Origin of the sequence: Streptomyces ossamyceticus (genome assembly GCF_001418475.1) — a bacterium.
GTDB lineage: Bacteria > Actinomycetota > Actinomycetes > Streptomycetales > Streptomycetaceae > Streptomyces > Streptomyces ossamyceticus.
The window spans coordinates 14,531-29,962 of record NZ_LIQX01000182.1; the positions used below are offsets into that span (position 1 = coordinate 14,531).

The window sequence follows — 15,432 nt, forward strand, 5'->3', positions numbered from 1 at the left end:
GTCGGTCACTTGTAGATCCTGCCGGGCTCGGCCTCGGCCGGGGCGAGCAGTTGGGGGACGGTCACGAAGGTGTAGCCCTGGTCGTCGAGCGCCTTCAGGATGGACGGCATGGCCGGCACGGTGCCCTTGTGCAGGGGGTGGAGCAGGATGATCCCGTCGCGGTCGGCGCCGTCGAGCACACGCTCGGCGATGAGCGCGGGGTCGTCCGTCTCGTAGTCCTTCGCGGTCACCGTCCACAGCACCTGCGCCATCCGCAGTTCCGCCGAGATCCTGGAGACGCGGTCGTCGGTGCGGCCCTGGGGCGGGCGCATCAGTGTCGGCTCACGGCCGGTGAGGTCCGAGATGGCCCGTGTGGTGCGGCGCAGCTCGTCGCGGATCCGGGTGTCGGAGACGTCGGTCAGCACCGCGTGCGTCCAGGTGTGGTTCCCGATCTCGTGACCCTCCTCGGCCATGCGCCGCACCACGTCCGGGCACGTGTGGATGCGCCGGCCTTCGAGGAAGAACGTCGACGGCGCGTCGTACTGCTTCAGGAGGTCCAGGAGTCGGGCGGTGGGTTCGCCCGGGTTGCCGTCGAAGGTGAGCGCGACGCACTTCGCCTTCCGGCAGTCGACCTGCCCGGACGGTGCTCCCGCCGCGGACGCGGCCCGGGCCCGTTCCTCGCGCGGGGAGAGGGTGTCCATCCTGTTCGCCCGGACGACGAGGAGGACGGTCGCTGTCACGGCCGCGACCACGGCCAGGGTCAGGAATATGAGTAACCGAGGGCGCCTTCTCAAGGTCTTCACATCAAGGAGAAGAGGTCAGCCCCCGACAGGTTGTCCGGCGCCCCCCGACAGTGAGGCAGGACACACGTCCGCGCAGCCCGTTACCCGTGGGCTGAGGCGCCGCCCCGGTCCCGCCCCGCTCACGCCACGGTGATCGTCACTCCGACGCGTTTTCCAGAGGGAGTCGCACCGTGAACGTCGTCGCGCCCGGCGCGCTGGTCAGGGTGAGGGTGCCGTCGTGGGCCCGGAGCAGGGAGTGGGCCACGGCGAGGCCGAGGCCGCTGCCGCCCCGGTCGCGGCTGCGGGCCTTGTCGACGCGGTAGAAGCGGTCGAAGACCCGCTCCTGGTCGTCGACCGGGATGCCCGGACCGGAGTCGGTGATCCGTACCTCGGCCATGCCGGAGCCGACGCACACCTCCACGTGGACCTTGGTGCCCGCCGGTGTGTGCACGGCGGCGTTCGTCAGGAGGTTGTCGAGGACCTGGCGCACCCGCAGCGGGTCCAGGCGCAGCCGTACCCGGTCGGGGCCCGTGGTCAGGGTCAGCGGATGGTCGGGGTGCCCGGCGCGGAAGGCGTCCCCGGCCTGCTGCGCCAGCTCCACCAGGTCGGTCTCCTCACACCGCAGCGGCGCCTCCACATCGGCCGCGTCGAGGCGGGCCAGGGTGAGCAGGTCGTCCAGCAGCACCCCCATCCGGGCGGCCTCGGCGCGCAGCCGGGCCAGGTGCTTGTCGCGTTCCTCGGGGCTGTGCGCGGCGGCGTACTGGAACAGGTCGGCGTAGCCGCGTACGGACATCAGCGGGGTGCGCAGCTCGTGGGAGGCGTCGGCGACGAACTGGCGCAGACGCTGTTCGGCCGCGGTGCGGACGGCGAACGCGTCGTCGATGTGCTCCAGCATCCTGTTGAACGCGGTCCGCAGCTCCTCGACTTCGGGGCCGCCGTCGCGGCGGTCGTGGCGCACCGGCAGCCGTGCCGAGTCCGTCAGGTCGTGGGAGGTGATACCGCGGGCGGTGTGCGCCATGTCGCTGAGAGGCTTGAGTCCGCGCCGCAGCATGGCCCGGCCGAACACGACGAGGGCGGCGAGGGCGAGGGCGAACGCGATCACCTGGATCGTGACCAGTTGCTCGACGGTGTCCTCGACCTCCTGCAAGGGGGCGGCGCCGACCAGGATCACCCCTGGTTCGGCCTCGCAGGCCCGCAGCCGGTACAGACCGGCATCCCCGAGCTGCTCGGTGCGGGTGATCTCGGTATCAGAGTCGACCTGGTCCGCGGCGAGGCGCGTGAAGTCGTCGATGTCCTGGGGCAGGTCGACGGAATCTTCGGGGGTGCGCAGCTCGGGGGTGCCGTCCTTGATGTCGTAGACGGCGTAGTACCAGCCCCAGTACTTCTTGCCCTCCAGCGTGCCGTCGGCGGCGATGCTCTTGGACTGGGCAACCTGCGCGACATGGAGCTGCTCGTCGAGCTGACGCGACAGATAGTCGCGCATGTACATGGTCAGTGCGCTGCCGACGACGGCGAACACCACGAGCGCGAGGGCGCCGAGGCCGAGGGCGAGCCTCGTACCCAGGCGCATTCCGCGGTAGGTCTCCTTCAGGCGGGCGATCACTCGGCGGCCTGCCGGAGCACGTAGCCGAAGCCGCGCACGGTGTGGATGAGCGGTTCGCCGCTGTCGTCGAGCTTGCGGCGCAGCCTGCTGACGACGAGCTCGACGACGTTGGAGCGGCCGCCGAAGCCGTACTCCCAGACGTGGTCGAGGATCTGCGCCTTGGTGAGGACGGTCGGCGACTTGCGCATGAGATAGCGCAGCACCTCGTACTCGGTGGGGGTGAGGGTGAGGAGCTTCTCACCGCGGCGGACCTCGCGGGTGTCCTCGTCCATCGTCAGATCGGCGACCTGGAGCACCGACCGCTGGAACCCTGGGCCGGAGCTGCGCCGCAGGACGGTGCGCAGCCGGGCCATCAACTCCTCCACGGCGAAGGGCTTGACCAGGTAGTCGTCGCCGCCGCGGGTCAGTCCGGCGACCCGGTCGGCGACGCCGTCGCGGGCCGTCAGGAACACCACGGGCACCATCGTCCCGGACTGGCGCAGCCGGTCGAGCACACCGAAGCCGTCCAGGCCGGGCAGCATCAGGTCGAGGACCACGATGTCCGGATGGAACTCCGCGGCCTGGCGCAGCCCCTCCTCGCCGGAGTACGCCGTGACCGCGTCCCAGCCCTCGTAGCGGGCGACGGTCGCCACCAGGTCCGCGATGGGCGGATCGTCGTCCACCACGAGAAGTCGCACTTTTTCCACGTGCTCATACTGCGGCACCGATCGCCTTCCGCCATAGCCGCTCAGGGTTCGCCAGAAGATCGATAAAAACTTGAAAGTTGACCGACAGCAAAACGACAGCGCTGTCCGGACAAGCTCGTACCCCGGACCCGATCAAGGAGCTGTCAGCGTGACCACTCTCCAACAACCCACCGCGGCAGCGAGCCGCGCGGGAGCGCGCCCCAAAGTGGTCGCCCGCACCGGTCTGTACGCGGTGCTGGCGGCGAACGTGGTCGCGGTGGCCGTCTTCTTCGTCCAGGCGGGCTTCGCCTCGAACGCCCTGATCGTGCTGGGCCGCCTCACCGGCCTGTACGGGGCGCTGCTGATGGCGTTCCAGCTGCTGCTGGTGGCCCGGCTGCCCTGGTTCGACCGGCGCATCGGCATGGACCGGCTGACCTCCTGGCACCGCTGGACCGGCTTCTCCGTGCTGTGGCTGCTGGTGGCGCACGGGGTGTTCATCGCCTTCGGATACGCCCAGTCCTCGAACATGGGCCCGCTGAACCAGGTGATCGACCTCGCCGAGACCACCGAGGGCGTGCTCCGCGCCATCGTCGCCCTCGGCATCATCATCATGATCGGCGTGGTCTCGGCCCGCTACGCGCGGCGCCGGCTCGCCTACGAGACCTGGCACTTCATCCACCTGTACACGTACGTGGCGGTGGTGCTGGCCTTCACGCACCAGGTAGCGGCGGGCACCACGTTCGCCTCGTCCGAGGTGGCGACGGCGTACTGGTACGCCCTGTGGGGCAGCGCCCTGACCGCGGTGATCCTGGGCCGGCTGGTGCTGCCGCTGTGGCGGAACTGGCGGCACCAGCTGCGCGTCACGGCCGTCGTCCACGAGTCCGACCAGGTCGTCTCCATCTATATGAGCGGCCGTGACCTGGACCGGATGCCCGCGCGGGCCGGCCAGTTCTTCCTGTGGCGGTTCCTGACCCGGGACCGCTGGTGGCAGGCCAACCCGTTCTCACTGTCGGCGGCGCCCGACGGCAACCAACTGCGGCTGACCGCCAAGGCGGCCGGTGCGGGCTCCGCCGCGCTGCGCCATGTGAAGGTCGGCACCCGCGTGTTCGCGGAGGGCCCGTACGGCGCGTTCACCGCGATGCACCGCACCCGGCCGGAGTCGGTCCTCATCGCGGGCGGCGTCGGCGTCACCCCGATCCGGGCGCTGCTGGAGGAGATCCAGGGGCACGCCGTGGTGATCTACCGGGTGGGCACGAGGCAGGACGCCGTCCTCTACGAGGAGCTCCAGCGGCTCGCCTTCGACAAGGGCGCCGAACTGCATCTGGTCTCGGGCCCCGTCGTCCCCGACCTCCTCGCGCCGCGCGAGCTGGCCCGGATGGTGCCGGACATCGCCGACCGCGACGTGTTCCTGTGCGGGCCTCCGCCGATGATGAACGCCGTCCTGGGCAGCCTGCGCGAGCTGGACGTGCCCAAGCCGCAGATCCACTTCGAACGCTTCAGCCTGGCGGGATGAGGAAGACACCGTGAACCGAGCGATACCCGCCCTGATCCTGAGCGCCGCCGCGCTGGTCCCCGTGTGGCGCTACGCGCCCCCGACGGCGACGACCTCCACGGCGACCGCCGAGCCGGCCCCGTCGGCCTCCACGTCCACCTCCGGTGACTCCACCGTGGTCTCGGGCCCCACCATCGACACGGAGAAGGGTCCCGTCCAGGTCCAGGCGACCTTCAAGGGCGAGAAGATCACCGCTGTCAAGATGCTCCAGCAGCCGAACCATCCGCAGACCGAGGCGGCGGTGCCGAAGCTGATCGAGGAGACGCTGGAGGCACAGAGCGCCGACATCGACACGGTGTCCGGCGCCACCATCACCAGTGGCGCCTACCGGAAGTCCCTCCAGGCCGTCCTGGACGCGAAGGTCTGATCGTGCGCCGCGTCGAACACATCATGGGTTTCCCGATCTCCCTGCTCATCGAGGACGAGGGCACCACCGCCGAGGCCGCGGAGCCGGCGTTCGACTGGCTGCGCCAGGTCGACGCCCGGTTCAGTCCGTTCCGGGCCGACAGCGAGGTGTCCCGGCTGGACCGGGGTGAGCTCGCCCCACACGAGCTCAGCCCGGACCTGGCCGAGGTCCTCGACCTGTGCGAGGAGTACCGGGTGGCGACCGGTGGCGCGTTCGACGTACGGCTGCCGGGGCGCGGGCTCGACCCCTGCGCGATGGTGAAGGGGTGGGCGGTGCAACGGGCCGCGGACCTGCTGACGGAGCGGGGGGCGCGGCGGCTCTGCCTCAACGCGGGCGGCGATGTGGCGGTGACCGGCGGGCCGTGGCGGGTAGGTGTACGCCATCCCGAGCGGGCCGACCGGCTCTGCGCGGTCCTGGAGGTCGGCGAGGGGGCGGTGGCCACGTCCGCGCGCTACGAACGTGGCGACCACATCCTCGACGGCCGCACCGGGCGCCCGGCGACGGGGCTGCTGAGCCTGACCGTCGTCGCGGCGTCCCTCACGGAGGCCGACGCCACCGCGACGGCGGCGTTCGCCATGGGGGTGGAGGGGGTCGAGTGGGCCGCGTCTCGGGAGGGGTGCGAGGTGTTCGCGGTCTCCGCGGATGGGAAGGTGCACCGGACTCCGGGGTTGCCGGTGGCGACGACGACCTGAGGAGCGGGTGTCGGCGCGCTTTGGGACTCGGGGCCGCGTGCAGTCGGGCGACTGCGGGTGGCTTGTGGTTGCTCGCGCAGTTCCCCGCGCCCCTTGGAGGGGTGAGCCCCGGTGCCGTATGTACCGGACGGCGGTCAGGTCGCCTTGGAGCTCGGGGCCGTCTGCTGTACGGCGACCGCGGGTGGCTTGTGGTTGCTCGCGCAGTTCCCCGCGCCCCTTGGAGGGGTGAGCCCCGGTGCCGTATGAACCGGACGGCGGTCGGGTCGCCTTGGAGCTCGGGGCCGTCTGCTGTACGGCGACCGCGGGTGGCTTGTGGTTGCTCGCGCAGTTCCCCGCGCCCCTTGGAGGGGTGAGCCCCGGTGCCGTATGAACCGGACGGCGGTCGGCTCGCCTTGGAGCTCGGGATCGCCTGTTGTACGGCGACCGCGGGTGGTTCGTGGTTGCTCGCGCAGTTCCCCGCGCCCCTGTTCGAAAATGCGTTGCGGGGTGTGGTCGGCGGCGTCGACAGTGGCGCCATGACGATGACGCACTCCGCCGCGCTGCCGGCCGGCATGACCGTACGCCCGGCATGTCTTGATGACGCGGTGGCGGTGTGTGCCCTGCTCAACGAGGTCGACCGGCTGGAGATCGGCCGGGCCGAGACCGAGCTCGCCGAGGTCCAGGCGGATCTGAAGCATCCGGAGGTGGACCTGGAGCGGGACTCCTGGCTGCTGTTCGACGGGGACCGGCTCGTCGGGTACGGCCTGATGTGGGACGAGTCGGGCGGTGAACGCATCGACATGGACCACTACGCGCTGCCGGACCGACCGCTCGGCGCCCTGCACCTTTTCGAGCTGATGGAGGCCCGCGCCGCCGAGCGGGCCGCGGCCAACGGGGCGGACCGCGCGGTCGTGCACCTGCACCTCAACATCGCGCCCACCACGGACCTGGACGCCCTGCGCGGCCGGGGCTGGCGCCCTGTCCGCCGCTACCACGTGCTGGACCGGCCCCTCTCCCCCGCCGACACCATCCCCACCCCGCCGCCCGGCGTGACGCTGCGGCCGTGCGCGGACGAGGCGGACCGCCGGCAGACCCACGCCCTGCTCCAGGCCTCGTTCGCCGACCACTTCGACTTCCAGCCGCGCACCTACGAGCAGTGGCTGGACGACATCGACGCCGAGAACGCCGACTGGTCGCTGATCTGGATCGCGCACGTCGACGGACTCGGCGACGCGGCGGTCCTGCGCACCCGCGACGACCGTACGACCATGGCGTGGATCTCCTCCCTCGGCGTCCTCGCCGAGGCCCGCGGCCGGGGTCTCGGCAGCCAGCTGCTGCGCCACGCCTTCGGCCACTACGCGGCGCGCGGCCGCGACCGCATCGGCCTCGGTGTCGACACCGACAACAGCTCCGGCGCCCTCGCGCTGTACGAGCGGCACGGCATGAAGCTGGACTTCGCCGTCGACACCTGGGAGCTCGTCCGCCCCGCGGCGTGAGCGGGGGCGGCACTGTCGACAAAGCGTTGAATCGGTAGCACGGCATCACCTCAACGCGGCTGCTCACCACGGTTCTCACCGAGCGGCGATCCGACTTGTTCGACAGGTCGGACATGGTTCGAAACCTCTTGACGGCCCGCCACGCCTCGATTGACACTCTCGCAACACGACGTCACACAGCCGAAACGGCGGAGCACCCAGGGACGGGGTCCTTCGCCCTCGGCCGTCCCCCTTTTCCTGGTTTCGCCCCCCTCATCAGCCGTGCTCTCAGCAGGGAAACACCATATGACGTACATCGCAGGTCCACGCGGCCGCGCGAGACGCCGGGCAGGCCGGCTCGCCGGGTTGACCGCCGCGTCACTGCTCCTGGGCCTCGCCGGACCGGTCGCCCCCGCCGTCGCGGACGGCGCGGACCTCACCGACGGCCTGGCCCTCTGGTACAAGCTCGACGCCACCTCCGGCACCACGGTCACCGACGCCTCCGGCAACGGCCGGGACGGCACGGTGAACGGCACCGCCGGCTGGACGGGCGACGGCCAGGGCCTGACGTTCAACGGTTCGGACACCTATGTGAAGGTGCCGAACGACGTCATGAAGGGCATGAACTCCATCAGCGTCTCCATGGACGTGCTGATGGACGAGTCGCAGGCCGGCCCGTACTTCATCTACGGCTTCGGCAACACCAGCGCCGGCACGGGCAACGGCTACCTCTTCGCCACCGGCAACTCGCTGCGCACCGCCATCGCGTCCGGGAACTGGTCGACCGAGCAGAACACCCGGCCCGGCGACTCGCACAACCTGACGCGCTCGGTGTGGAAGCAGCTCACGTACACGCAGACCGGCACCACGGGCGTGCTGTACGAGGACGGCGTCGAGGTCGGCCGCAACACCTCCGTCACCACCACGCCGGGCTCGATCGGCTCGGGCACCACGACCGCCAACTACATAGGCAAGTCGGTCTACACGGGGGACAAGCTCTTCAAGGGCAAGATCCGTGACTTCCGGGTGTACGACCGCGCCCTCGCCGCCACCGAGGTCGAGCAGCTCTCGCTCCCCGTGGCCGTCCAGGGCGTCGCCGCCGACAAGGCCGCTCTCACCCTTGGTGACACGAGTGCGGTGACCGCCGACCTGGACCTGCCGAAGACCGGTACGGCCGGGGGCTCCTCCATCAGCTGGAAGAGCGACAACACCTCGGTGGTCGCGGACTCCGGCGCGGTGACCCGCCCCCCCGCCGGTGAGCCGAACGGCCACGCCACCCTCACGGCGACCCTGAAGCGGGGCTCCGTGACGGACACCAAGACCTTCGAGGTCACGGTCCTGCCGTCGTTCGACGACACCGCGGCCGTCAAGCAGGCCGCCGAGTCGCTGACCGTCCACAACGCCGACGACGCCCGCGGCAACCTCACGCTCCCGACGTCCGGCGACTTCGGCACCAAGGTGTCGTGGTCCTCCGCGGACCCGGACGTCGTCACCGACGACGGTGTGGTGCACCGCCCGGCGCACGGCGACGGCGGCACGACCGCCGAACTGACCGCGACCGTCACCAAGAACGACGCGAAGACCACCCGCGCCTTCACCGTGAAGGTGCCGGAGCTGCCGAAGAAGGAAGCCCGCAAGGGCTACATGTTCAGCTACTTCACCGGCGAGGGCACCTCGGACGGCGAGCAGCTCTACTTCGCGCTCAGCAAGGGCAACGACCCGCTGAAGTGGCGTGAGCTGAACGACGGCAAGCCCGTCCTCACCTCGTCGCTCGGCGAGAAGGGCCTGCGCGACCCGTTCATCATCCGCTCCCCCGAGGGCGACAAGTTCTACCAGATCGCCACCGACCTGAAGATCTACGGCAACGGCGACTGGGACCGCTCGCAGCGCTCCGGCAGCAAGTCCATCATGGTGTGGGAGTCCACCGACCTGGTGAACTGGACCAACCAGCGCCTGGTGAAGGTCTCCCCCGACGCGGCCGGCAACACCTGGGCCCCCGAGGCGTACTACGACGAGAAGCTCGGCGAGTACGTCGTCTTCTGGGCGTCGAAGCTGTACGACAACGAGGCGCACACCGGCGACACGTACAACCGCATGATGTACGCGACGACCCGCGACTTCTACACGTTCAGCGAGCCCAAGGTCTGGATCGACCGCGGCTACTCGGTCATCGACTCCACGGTCATCCAGCACGACGGCACGTACTTCCGCCTCTCCAAGGATGAGCGGAACAACAGCTCCTCCACCCCCAACAGCAAGTTCATCTTCGAGGAGAAGAGCGACTCGCTGCTCGACCTGTCCTGGGACCCGGTCGCCGAGGGCATCGGCAAGGGCGCGATGAGCGCGGCCGAGGGCCCGCTGGTGTTCAAGTCGAACACCGAGGACAAGTGGTACGCGTTCCTCGACGAGTTCGGCGGACGCGGCTACATCCCCTTCGAGACCACCGACCTCGCCTCCGGCGTGTGGACGCCGTCCGGCTCGTACGACCTGCCCGCCAAGCCCCGGCACGGCACGGTGCTGCCGGTGACGCAGGCCGAGTACGACCGGCTGCTGAGCACCTACCAGCCGGACCAGATCGTCAAGAGCGTCGAGGACATCAAGGTCGACACGCGCATCGGTGACGCCCCGGTGCTCCCCGCCACCGTCATCGCCGAGTACGCCGACGGCACCAAGAAGCCCATCGCGGTCACCTGGGCCGACGTGGACGCGTCGAAGTACGCGCAGGCCGGCACGTTCACGGTCGAAGGCACCCTGCCGGGCGACGCCACGATCGGGGTCCGCGCCGAGGTCACCGTCTCCGAGAAGGGCCCGGACGTCCCGACGGACCTGGTCCTGCACTACGGCTTCGACGAGACCGGCGGCAGTATCGTCCGCGACTCCAGCGGCCACGGCTACCACGGCACCTATGTCCGTACGCCCGACTTCGGGACCGGTGTCGACGGCGGCTCGTTCAAGATGTCCGGCGGCAACAGCGGCTCCAATTCGCCGTACGTGAAGATCCCGAACGGGGTCCTCAAGGGCGCGAACGGCGTCACCGTCTCCACGTACGTCAAGTGGAAGGGCGGCGACAACTTCCAGTGGCTGTTCGGCCTCGGCCCCGACAGCAACAAGTACCTCTTCGCCACCCCGTCCAACGGCGCCGGGAAGCTGTTCTCCGCGATCACCAAGGCCACCTGGTCCGGTGAGAAGCAGATGATCGGCGGCTCCCCGCTCACCCAGGGCGAGTGGAAGCACCTCACGGTCACGCTGAACGGCGCGACGGAGACGGCGATCCTCTACGTGGACGGCGCCGAGGTGGCCCGCGTCAACGGTGTCACCATCAAGCCGTCCGACCTGTACGACTCCGCCAAGGACTACTCCGGCTACATCGGCAAATCCATGTACGCCCCGGACCCGTACTTCGGGGGCGAGGTCGACGACTTCCGGATCTACAACCGGGCCCTGTCGCCCGCCGAGGTCCTGGAGCTCGGCGGCAACACCACCGGGATCGCCGCGGCGACCCACCCGGCGCTCAAGGTCGACGCGATCATCGACGACAAGGACAGCAAGATCGTCCTGCCGCTGACCGAGGGCAGCGACATCACCGCCCTGGCACCGGAGTTCACCCTGGCCCACGGCGCGACCATCAGCCCGGCCTCCGGCACCCTGCGCGACTTCAGCGAGCCGAGGACGTACGAGGTCACCGGCTCGGACGGCAAGAAGCGCACCTGGACGGTCTCGGCACTGATCATGAAGAGCCCGGTCCTGCCGGGTCTCAACGCCGACCCGAACATCGTCCGCTTCGGCGACACCTTCTACATCTACCCGACCACCGACGGCTTCGAGGGCTGGAGCGGCACGCAGTTCAAGGCGTACTCCTCCAAGGACCTGGTCCACTGGAAGGACCACGGCGTCATCCTCGACCTCGGTCCTGACGTCTCCTGGGCCGACAGCCGGGCCTGGGCGCCGACCATGGAGGAGAAGAACGGCAAGTACTACTTCTACTTCTGCGCCGACGCCAACATCGGTGTCGCGGTCTCCGACTCGCCGACCGGCCCGTTCAAGGACGCGCTGGGCAAGCCGCTGCTGAAGGCGGGCGACCGCCCCGGCCAGATGATCGACCCGGCGGTCTTCACCGACGACGACGGCCAGTCGTACCTCTACTGGGGCAACGGCCGCGCCTACGTGGTCCCGCTGGGCGACGACATGGTCTCCTTCGACGCCTCGAAGGTCACCGACATCACGCCGAGCGGCTACAACGAGGGCACCTTCGTCATCAAGCGCAAGGGCACCTACTACTTCATGTGGTCGGAGAACGACACACGTGACGAGAACTACCGGGTCGCCTACGCCACCGGCTCCTCGCCCACCGGTCCCTGGACCAAGCGCGGCGTGATCCTGGAGAAGGACCTCTCGCTCGGCATCAAGGGTCCCGGCCACCACTCCGTGGTCCAGGTCCCGAACACCGACGACTGGTACATCGCCTACCACCGCTTCGCCATCCCCGGCGGAGACGGCACCCACCGCGAAACCACCATCGACAAGATGGAGTTCGACGCCGACGGCCTGATCAAGAAGGTCGTCCCGACCCTCGGCAGCATCGACCCGGTCACCATCGCCCGGGCCGGCCAGGACGCCCAGGGCAAGGAGGGCGAGCGCATCCAGCTCGACGGCACCGTCTCCGGGGCGGGCACCCCCCAGTGGAAGGTCGAGGTGGGCGCACCCTGCGTCTTCGCCGACGCCTCCGCCGCGCGGACGACGATCACCTGCGCCGACAACGGCATCTACACGGTGACCCTGACCGGTGGCCGCAGCAGCGACAAGGCCACCGTGACCGTCACCAACGCGGCCCCGGTGATCACCTCCGCGACCGGGCCGAAGTCGCCGGTGGCGGCGGGCAAGGGCACCTCGGTCACGGCGAAGTTCACCGACCCGGGCACCGCCGACAAGCACACCTGCAAGGTCGACTGGAAGGACGGCACCAAGCCCACCGCCGGCAAGGTCACCGCCGGCGTCTGCAAGGCCGAGCACGTCTACCGCAAGGCCGGTATCCACCGCCCGGTGGTCACGGTCACCGACGACGACGGCGCCTCGGACACCGCCAAGCTCCCCGAGCTGATCGTCTACGACCGCGCCGCGGGCTCCGCGACCGGTGCCGGGACGTTCACCTCCCCGAAGGGGGCCTACCCGGCCAAGGCCGCTCTGACCGGCAAGGCGGCCTTCTCCTTCCTCGCCAAGTACACGAAGAGCGCCACCGTCCCCACGGGCAAGGCCTCCTTCGACTTCGGCGCGGCGAGGCTGAAGTTCCGCTCCACGGGCTCCGACTGGCTCGTGGTGACCGGTGACAAGGCCGTCTACCAGGGCTCCGGCAAGGTCGGCGGCGCGAGCGGCTACGCCTTCCGGATCACCGCGACCGACGGCCCGGACACCTTCAAGATCAAGATCTGGAAGAAGTCCACCGGCAAGGTCGTCTACGAGAACACCAAGGCCGCGAAGACGACGGGAATCAGCGTCGGCCGCTAGGCGATGAACCGCTTTACCGAGGGGCGCCCGGACATGTTCCGGGCGCCCCTCGCCACGTCGGCGGCCGGAACGTACGAGGGCCGGACCCGCGTGTATCGGGGGGCATCGCCCGCGTGTGTCGGGGGCATCGCCCGCGTGTGTCGGGGGCATCGCCCGCGTGTGTCGGGGGCGTCGGGAATCCCACCGCCCCCAGAACGTTGAACCCCATGTGACCTCCGTGCTCTCCTCGACCCGTTTCTCCGTCCTCGACCGCTCCCGCGTCCGGGAGGGCCATGCCGCGCCCGAGGCCCTGCGGGACACCGTGCGGCTGGCGCAGGACGTGGAGAGGCTGGGCTTCCACCGGTTCTGGGTCTCGGAGCACCATGGGGTGCCGGGGGTGGCCGGGTCCGCGCCGACGGTGCTGGCGGCGGCCGTCGCGGCGGCCACCCGCACGATCCGGGTGGGCACCGGTGGAGTGATGCTGCCCAACCACCGGCCCCTGGTCGTGGCCGAGCAGTTCGGCGTGCTGGAGTCCCTGTTCCCGGGGCGCGTCGACATGGGCCTCGGCCGCTCCGTGGGCTTCACCGACGGCGTCCGCAGGGCGCTGGGCCGGGACAAGGACGCCGCCGACACGGACGACTTCGCGGCGCAGCTCGACGAGCTGCTCGGCTGGTTCCTCGGGCCCTCCCCGACCGGCGTGCACGCGCGTCCCCCGGAGGGCCTGTCCGTGCCGCCGTTCGTCCTGGCGATGGGTGAGGGCGCGTCGATCGCCGCGCGGGCGGGCCTGCCGATGGTGATCGGCGACCTCCGCACCCGGGACCGGATGCTGCGCGGCATCGAGCGGTACCGCGCCGAGTTCCGGCCGTCGGTCTGGGCGGCGGAGCCGTACGTCGTCGTCTCCGGCACGGTCGCCGTCGCCGCGACCCCGCAGGAGGCTCACCGCATCCTCCTGCCCGAGGCGCGGGCGATGGCGTACTCCCGCACCCACGGCACGTTCCCGCCGCTCGCTCCCGCGGAGGGGATCGAGCGGCGGACCATGACGGCCAAGGAGCGCGGCCTCTACGAGTCGGGGCTCACCGGCCACGTCTTCGGCACCGAGGAGCAGGTCGCGCACGAACTGGAGTCGGTGATCAAGGAGACGGGAGCCCAGGAGGTGCTGGTCACGACCAGTACGTACGACCGTGCGGCGCTGCTGGACTCCTACCGGAGGCTCGCCCTGATCGCGGGCCTCGGCAGCACCTCCTGAGCGCCCTCGCGCCCTTGCGTGACATGCGCGGTCATGGCCTCCACATCGGTGACCGCCGCCTGCGCGGCCGCCGCCAGGGCCCGCCGGTCGGGGTGGGTGCCCGGGCCGATCAGGGGCCGTACGTCCAGTTCGGCGACGACTGCGCGTGCGGTGACCACGCGCCACACGGACGCGAGGAGCGGGTCGTCCCCGACGTAGGCGGGCGCGGTGCTGGCCCCTCCCCCGGCGCACCGGTAGCGGACGCGCACCGGCTGTACGGGGACGCCCGCGTCGAGCGCGGCCTGGAACACGGCCCGGCGGAAGCGCCCCCGGGCCCGGCCGCACCAGGTGCTGCCCTCGGGGAACACGGCGACCGCCGTGCCGGCGCGCAGCACGTCGGCGATGCGGGCGACCGTCCCGGGCAGGGCCCGGATGCGGTCCCGTTCGATGAAGAGGGAGCCGCCCCGCTCGGCGAGGGTGCCGGCGACGGGCCAGCGCCGGATGTCGGACTTGGCGAGCATCCGCGCGGGGCGGATGGCCGCGAGGAGCGGTACGTCCAGCCAGGAGATGTGGTTGGCGACGAGGAGGAGGCCCCCGGCGGGCGGGGCGGTGCCGGTGATCCGTACCTGGACGCCCGAGGCCCGGACGATCCATCGGCACCAGCGCCGTATCGCGCCCGCCGGGATGCGGGGGCCGAGGCCGCTCAGGAGGATCCCGGCGAGGATCAGCGCCAGGACCGCGGTGAGCCGGAGCACGGCCCGTGGCGCGGCGGCGGTCGGCCGCGCGGTGTCCACGCATGCCCGCGGGGTGCAGGGCGCGCCGGGCAGCCACACGCTCATCGCGTCAGGCCGCCGGGACGAGGGAGAGGAAGTGCCGCAGGTAGCGGGCGTTGACGCGGCGCATCGGCAGCAGGACGTACAGGTCGGCGACGCCGAAGTCGGGGTCGTGCGCGGGCTCGCCGCACACCCAGGCGCCGAGCCGCAGGTAGCCGCGCAGCAGCGGGGGCAGGTCGATGCGCTCGGCGGGGGCCTCCGCCTCGGGGGTCCACGGCAGCAGCGGGCGGACGCGGTACTCCTCCGGGGCCAGGTACTTGTCCTTCACCCGGTCCCAGGTGGCGGTGGCGAGGGCGCCGCCGTCGGTGAGGGGGACGGAGCAGCAGCCGGCGAGCCACTCGTGGCCGTGGTCGAGCATGTAGCGGGCGATGCCGGCCCAGATGAGGCCGATGACGGCGCCGTCCCGGTGGTCGGGGTGCACGCAGGAGCGGCCGACCTCGACGAGGTCCGGGCGGATCGCGTCGATGCGGCCGAGGTCGAACTCGCCCTCCGAGTACAGCCGTCCGGCGACGGCGGCGCGCTCGGGCGGCAGTAGCCGGTAGGTGCCGACGACCTGCCCGGTCAGGGTCTCCCGGACCAGGAGGTGGTCGCAGTAAGCGTCGAAGGCGTCGATGTCGAGGCCCGGCTGCGGGCCGGTCAGCAGGGCGCCCATCTCGCCGGCGAACACGTCGTGCCGCAGGCGCTGCGCGGCGCGTACGTCGGCCTCGTCGCGGGCGAGGGTGACGGTGTAGCGGGTGGGGACCGCTGACGGGGAGGGCAG

Annotated in this window: 11 protein-coding genes; 6 read left to right on the forward strand and 5 right to left on the reverse strand. The window is 70.8% G+C overall.

Going from position 1 to position 15,432, the window contains the following annotated elements:
• Positions 1-5: 5 nt before the first annotated feature.
• From AOK15_RS15075 to AOK15_RS15085, 3 genes are all read right to left on the reverse strand, one after another.
• Positions 6-782 carry a polysaccharide deacetylase family protein gene (locus tag AOK15_RS15075; protein WP_055516878.1) on the reverse strand — a complete coding sequence of 259 codons (777 nt, stop codon included), beginning with the start codon at positions 780-782 and terminating at the stop codon, positions 6-8.
• Between the two features lie 136 nt (positions 783-918).
• The gene (locus AOK15_RS15080) at positions 919-2,364 is read right to left on the reverse strand and encodes a sensor histidine kinase (RefSeq protein ID WP_055516881.1); all 1,446 of its coding nucleotides are present in this window, start codon (positions 2,362-2,364) and stop codon (positions 919-921) included.
• A complete protein-coding gene (locus AOK15_RS15085; protein ID WP_079058500.1) occupies positions 2,361-3,050 on the reverse strand; it encodes a response regulator transcription factor in 690 nt (229 codons plus the stop codon). The genes AOK15_RS15080 and AOK15_RS15085 overlap by 4 nt, the downstream gene beginning before the upstream one ends.
• Positions 3,051-3,198: 148 nt before the next feature.
• On the opposite strand from AOK15_RS15085, the gene AOK15_RS15090 reads away from it, so the two are divergent.
• From AOK15_RS15090 to AOK15_RS15115, 6 genes are all read left to right on the forward strand, one after another.
• On the forward strand, positions 3,199-4,542 hold the full coding sequence (locus AOK15_RS15090) for a ferredoxin reductase family protein (protein WP_205632139.1): 1,344 nt from the start codon (positions 3,199-3,201) through the stop codon (positions 4,540-4,542).
• 10 nt (positions 4,543-4,552) lie between these two features.
• Positions 4,553-4,948, forward strand: a complete 396-nt coding sequence (locus AOK15_RS15095) for an FMN-binding protein (RefSeq protein WP_055516885.1) — start codon at positions 4,553-4,555, stop codon at positions 4,946-4,948.
• Between the two features lie 2 nt (positions 4,949-4,950).
• Complete coding sequence (locus AOK15_RS15100) at positions 4,951-5,679, forward strand: FAD:protein FMN transferase (RefSeq protein ID WP_055516887.1); 729 nt, start codon at positions 4,951-4,953, stop codon at positions 5,677-5,679.
• A gap of 515 nt (positions 5,680-6,194) precedes the next feature.
• Entirely contained in the window at positions 6,195-7,154 is a 960-nt protein-coding gene (locus AOK15_RS15105) for a GNAT family N-acetyltransferase (RefSeq protein WP_107099416.1), read from the forward strand.
• Positions 7,155-7,439: 285 nt separating this feature from the next.
• Positions 7,440-12,635, forward strand: a complete 5,196-nt coding sequence (locus AOK15_RS15110; RefSeq protein ID WP_055516889.1) for a family 43 glycosylhydrolase — start codon at positions 7,440-7,442, stop codon at positions 12,633-12,635.
• Positions 12,636-12,843: 208 nt separating this feature from the next.
• The gene (locus AOK15_RS15115; RefSeq protein ID WP_055516891.1) at positions 12,844-13,860 is read left to right on the forward strand and encodes an MsnO8 family LLM class oxidoreductase; all 1,017 of its coding nucleotides are present in this window, start codon (positions 12,844-12,846) and stop codon (positions 13,858-13,860) included.
• Here the strand turns inward: AOK15_RS15115 and AOK15_RS15120 are convergent.
• The gene (locus AOK15_RS15120) at positions 13,815-14,678 is read right to left on the reverse strand and encodes a lysophospholipid acyltransferase family protein (protein WP_055516894.1); all 864 of its coding nucleotides are present in this window, start codon (positions 14,676-14,678) and stop codon (positions 13,815-13,817) included. The two genes, AOK15_RS15115 and AOK15_RS15120, sit on opposite strands and share 46 nt — an antisense overlap.
• A gap of 4 nt (positions 14,679-14,682) precedes the next feature.
• Complete coding sequence (locus AOK15_RS15125) at positions 14,683-15,432, reverse strand: GNAT family N-acetyltransferase (RefSeq protein WP_055516896.1); 750 nt, start codon at positions 15,430-15,432, stop codon at positions 14,683-14,685.